Origin of the sequence: Lentilactobacillus sp. TOM.63, from assembly GCF_030361045.1 — a bacterium.
Classification (GTDB): domain Bacteria; phylum Bacillota; class Bacilli; order Lactobacillales; family Lactobacillaceae; genus Lentilactobacillus; species Lentilactobacillus dabitei.
Genome location: NZ_JAUCAP010000124.1, coordinates 1 through 4,466, shown reverse-complemented (window position 1 = coordinate 4,466; position 4,466 = coordinate 1). Strand labels below are relative to the sequence as shown.

The 4,466-nt window shown below is 42.0% G+C and carries 3 protein-coding genes; all 3 read right to left on the bottom strand.

Annotated features, from left to right (window positions below; all coding sequences use genetic code 11):
* Nucleotides 1–116 precede the first annotated feature (116 nt).
* The 3 genes from QUF07_RS13345 to QUF07_RS13335 are packed head-to-tail and all read right to left on the bottom strand — an operon-like array spanning nucleotide 117 to nucleotide 4,098.
* Nucleotides 117–998: an aldose 1-epimerase family protein gene (locus QUF07_RS13345; RefSeq protein ID WP_289427894.1), complete on the bottom strand. Its 882-nt coding sequence runs from the start codon at nucleotides 996–998 to the stop codon at nucleotides 117–119.
* Nucleotides 999–1,021: 23 nt separating this feature from the next.
* Nucleotides 1,022–2,446: a glucuronate isomerase gene (uxaC, locus tag QUF07_RS13340; RefSeq protein ID WP_289427893.1), complete on the bottom strand. Its 1,425-nt coding sequence runs from the start codon at nucleotides 2,444–2,446 to the stop codon at nucleotides 1,022–1,024.
* A 29-nt stretch (nucleotides 2,447–2,475) separates the two neighbouring features.
* Entirely contained in the window at nucleotides 2,476–4,098 is a 1,623-nt protein-coding gene (locus QUF07_RS13335) for a mannitol dehydrogenase family protein (protein WP_217165436.1), read from the bottom strand.
* Between the last annotated feature and the right edge of the window lie 368 nt (nucleotides 4,099–4,466).

Here is a 4,466-nt window from a genome sequence, read left to right as displayed (position 1 = left end):
CCTCATACTTAATTAATAATTCTATGGTACTCAAAAAGACGTCTACGAAGTAGACGTCCAGTTATTTAGTGCTTACATTAGAATTACCGTCTTTGAATTATTACATCTATTTAATACTATTTCAGTTCAATTTTTACTTGATATTTCTTGGTACCGTTGGCTTTAAGATGTTGATTATCTTCTTTTGAACTTAATTCAGCCAGATCACCATAAACATCAGGTAACCCGTTAAATGGCTCAATGCACAAGAATGGTGCGTTGGCGCCTTCCTTGGTCCACAAGGTAACATGATCAAAATCACTAACATCAACAGTCACGGCATGCTGAGTAGCTTTGGAAGACAACTTGACTGTCTTAATACCCGTATTCTTAATAATTAACAGGCCCTTGGCAAACATGTCATGATCCAACTCGACGACGCCGTTGCGATAGTCAGGCAGCTTTTCAACGTTACCAGAACGGTAAGGATTAGGCTTCTTAACAATCTCGTAAGTGTCTAAGGAATCTTGAGCTGGCGCCAAATCCAAGCGGTAATCATCGAAGGAACCTTCCCCATTAATTGGCACGTTGAATGCTGGGTGATACCCCAAGGAATAGGAAAGATCCGTGTTGCCATCATTTTGAACATCAAAGGCAACCGTCAAGCCATCATCAGTCAGGCTAAAAGTAACCTTAAGCTCAAAATCAAAGGGATAGTATTTCTTGGTAGCGTCATTTGACTTCAATGATAAGGTAACTTGATCAGCTTGCTTATCAACGACGTCAAAGTCAAAATCAGCCACAAAGCCATGCTGCGGCATTTCATACTTCTTGCCGTCAATTAAATAGGTATCATCATTGGAACGGCCAATCGCTGGAAATAAAATCGGTGCGTGTTTGGGCCATAAGTCATTGTTCCAAATATAATCAAAGTCACCGGCTTTATTCACCAAATGAGTTAATTGACATCCGTGTTCATCGATTTCAGCCCTGAAACGCTTTGTTTCAATTTTTTGCATTGGGAGCACTCCCCTTCTAACGGCTAGTCCTTGTTAAAGAAACCAAATTGATTGTAGGCATTGTTGTACGAAATATCTTCAACAATTTGGCCCAGGTAATCTTCATCATCAGGTGCTTGGCCGCGTTCAACCCATTCGCCGATCACATTGCACAATACTCGACGGAAGTACTCGTGACGCGGATATGATAAGAAACTACGTGAATCAGTCAGCATTCCTACAAAGTTAGGCAACAAGCTTTGTTCAGCCATCATGGTCAACTGACGCTTCATACCATCGAAGGTATCGTTGAACCACCAAGCACAACCTAATTGCAGCTTTTGGACACCATCTTGTTGGAAGTCACCCATACCGGTTGCCAATTCCATCCAGTCATTTGGATTTAAGGAGTAAAGAATTGTCCGTGGAATTTCGTTTTCAGTCTGCATATCAATCAATAACTTCATGAATTCTTGGGCAATGTCTGGTTGGGTTCCCATGGAATCAAAACCACCATCGGGACCAAACTTTTTAAACATTGGCTTGTTAGCATTCCGAGTAACATTCATGTGGAATTGCATCGTCCAGTTGAATTCTTTGTTTAACTTCATCAAATTCTCAACCAACATTGTTTGATATTTGTCGATATCTGAAGTTGATAATGGTTTGTTTTGGCGAGCGCGATCAAGAATATCATTTAATTCATCATCACTGGCTTTTTCAAATCTAAAGAAGTTCAAGCCATGATCAGACAAACGACCACCCACACTCTCAAAGTATTCAAAGCGCTGACGCAAAGCTGCCATCAAGTGTTTGAATGAGTCGATCTTAACACCGGAAACATCGGCCAATTGATCCAAGTATTCGCCAAAGGTCGTGTCAGTTAAGTGAAGGGCCTTGTCAGGACGCATTGCCGGCAATACTTTAAAGCCGTTATCAGCCTCTTCTTTCTTCAACAACTTGTGGTACTTCAGATCAGAAGCTGGGTCATCAGTGGTGCAAACCGCCTTTACGTTCATGCGTTTGATTAAGTTGCGGGGCTTGAAGTCGTCAGTTGCCAGCATCTTGTTAGCTTTCTTCCAAATATCAGGAGCTGACTTTTTATTAAAGACTTCATCAATTCCAAAGAACCGTTTCAATTCCAAGTGAGTCCATTCATATAATGGATTACCCAGCGCTTTTTCAATTGTACCAGCCCAAGCGATGAACTTCTCGTAGTCGTCACCATCACCAGTAATTAAATCTTCGGGAACCCCGTTGGCCCGCATTAAGCGCCACTTATAGTGGTCACCAACGTTGCCGTCATTTACCCAGATTCGAGTAATATTGTCATAACTGCGGTTGTCATAAATTTCCTTTGGATCCAAATGACAATGGTAATCGATGATCGGCATCTTTGAAGCGTGGTCGTGGAACAACTTTTTTGCCATTGGCGTGGTTAGTAAGAAATCGTCATTTAATAAAGTCATAAATAAAGTCTCCTCTTTAGAAATCTTAGTTAGATGCTCTGAGCATATTTGGATAAGGTGTCTTCCAATGTCTTGCGAACGGCACCCACACCACTAATTTGTTGGGCAAAGTAATTTTCAACCGTTTCACCCATGCCGATTGCATAGAGATCATGGTCAAAGATTGACTTGTTGGCAAGAATATCTTTCAAGTGAGCGTGAACGTCGGTCTTTTCACCCAATTTGATGTCACTTACCTTAGGCTGTAATTCTGCCAACAATGGGTCTGGACTTAGTTCAAACGGCTTGCCTTGGTCGTCAATGGCCATCAGGTAACGGCACCAAGTTGCCAAAACAAGCGGAATAAAGTGCAGGTCCTTTGGATCACGTTTAGGATCATCAATGTAATGTTGGATAGTAACGCCGTAACGAACTGATAACTTCTGTGACGTATCTGAAGCAATCCGTTGGGGCATATCTGGAATGTAAGGATTAGGAAGCCGCTTGTTAACCAGTTGATCAATGAAGGTCTTAGGGTTAATAACCTTAGGATCCTTAACAACTGGTAAGCCTTCAACGTATCCAATCTGCTTGATTAAGTTGAGCATATCCTTGTCACTAACTTCTTTAGCAATTGAATTAAAGCCGAGTAAGCTACCGTTAACGGCTAAGGCAGTATGCAATGGGTTCAAACAAGTGGTTACTTTCATCTCATCGGCATCGTTAACTGTGTCGCGATCGGTCAAGATGACCCCAGCTTTATCTAAGGCTGGTCGGCCATTTGGAAAGTCGTCTTCAACAACTAAATAGTGAACTTCCTCAGTGTTAGTGAAGGCAGCAATGTTGGTGTGGCCTGGGGTGTGATAAATCTTGTAATCATCGAAGCCATCTTCCTTGAGCTTTTCGGAAACCGCTTCGGAAGGATTTGGCGTAATACGATCAATCATTGAAAGTGGGAAACTGACAGTTTTGTCATCCTTTAAGTAATCGATGAATTCAGAAGGAACCAAGCCATTTTCTGCCCAGCCCTCGGCAATTGTCAGCACACTCTTTTCAAGTTTTTCACCGTTCTGGGAGAAATTATCGGTGCTTAACAAAGCCATCGGATATTTACCGGCTTTAAAGCGGGCAAACATTAATGAAGTTAGTGAAGCCATATTGTTTTTAGGAGCTTCAGGACCGTTTTTAATATCATCTTGAACCATTGGCAATAGGTTGCCTTGGCTGTCCCAAAGGTTATAACCCTTCTCCGTAATTGAGAAGGTTGCTAATTGCAGCGCTGGATTTTCAAAAATTTTGAACAGTTTTTTCCAGCCGTCCGGATTGCTTTGATCGAAGTATAGGGCATCTGAAACTGAGGCAAATAATTCTTTTTCAAAATTGCCATCTTCATGGGTAATCACTCGGAGAATGCGGTTATTGAATTTTCTGTAGACATCGTCGACAACACCTGGATCATGAGTTTCAGCAACCACGATTCCAGAATCAAGATCACCTGATTCAAGCAAGCGGTTAGCAATGGCAGCATGAAATGCCCGAAACAGGTTACCACCACCAAAGTGAACCCAACGAGTAGCCCCCGTCTTTTCTTTAATATCATAATCGGGAACCTTAATGTTAGCGTCAGCAAATTCTTTTTTATTTGTTAAATAATCGTCAGTAACTTTTACCATCAATTAATCCTCCTAATAGATAAAGTGAGCGGATCCAAGCGGTTAGAAATCGGAGGGTAAGTCTCCTTGAACGGAAATTCCGGTTTTGGGAATTTTTGTTCGAGGTGCTTACACGCAGATTTCTGCTTGGAGTAGCTGTCCTAAAACCAGTGAGCGGAGTAAAGCGGTTAACAATCGGAGCGTAAGTCTCCTCGGAGAGAAATTCCTGGTTCTGGAATTTTTGTTCGAGGTGCTTACGTGCAGATTGTTGCTTTACGCAGCTGTCCTAAAACCAGTGAGCGGAGTAAAGCAGTTAACAATCGGAGCGTAAGTCTCCTCGGAGAGAAATTCCTGGTTCTGGAATTTTTGTTCGAGGTGCTTACGTGCAG

Bases quoted from the DNA above. Each gene is read 5' to 3' on its own strand.
- QUF07_RS13335 (WP_217165436.1), bottom strand. From the start codon at position 4,098: ATGGTAAAAGTTACTGACGATTATTTAACAAATAAAAAAGAATTTGCT.
- QUF07_RS13345 (WP_289427894.1), bottom strand. From the start codon at position 998: ATGCAAAAAATTGAAACAAAGCGTTTCAGGGCTGAAATCGATGAACAC.
- uxaC (WP_289427893.1), bottom strand. From the start codon at position 2,446: ATGACTTTATTAAATGACGATTTCTTACTAACCACGCCAATGGCAAAA.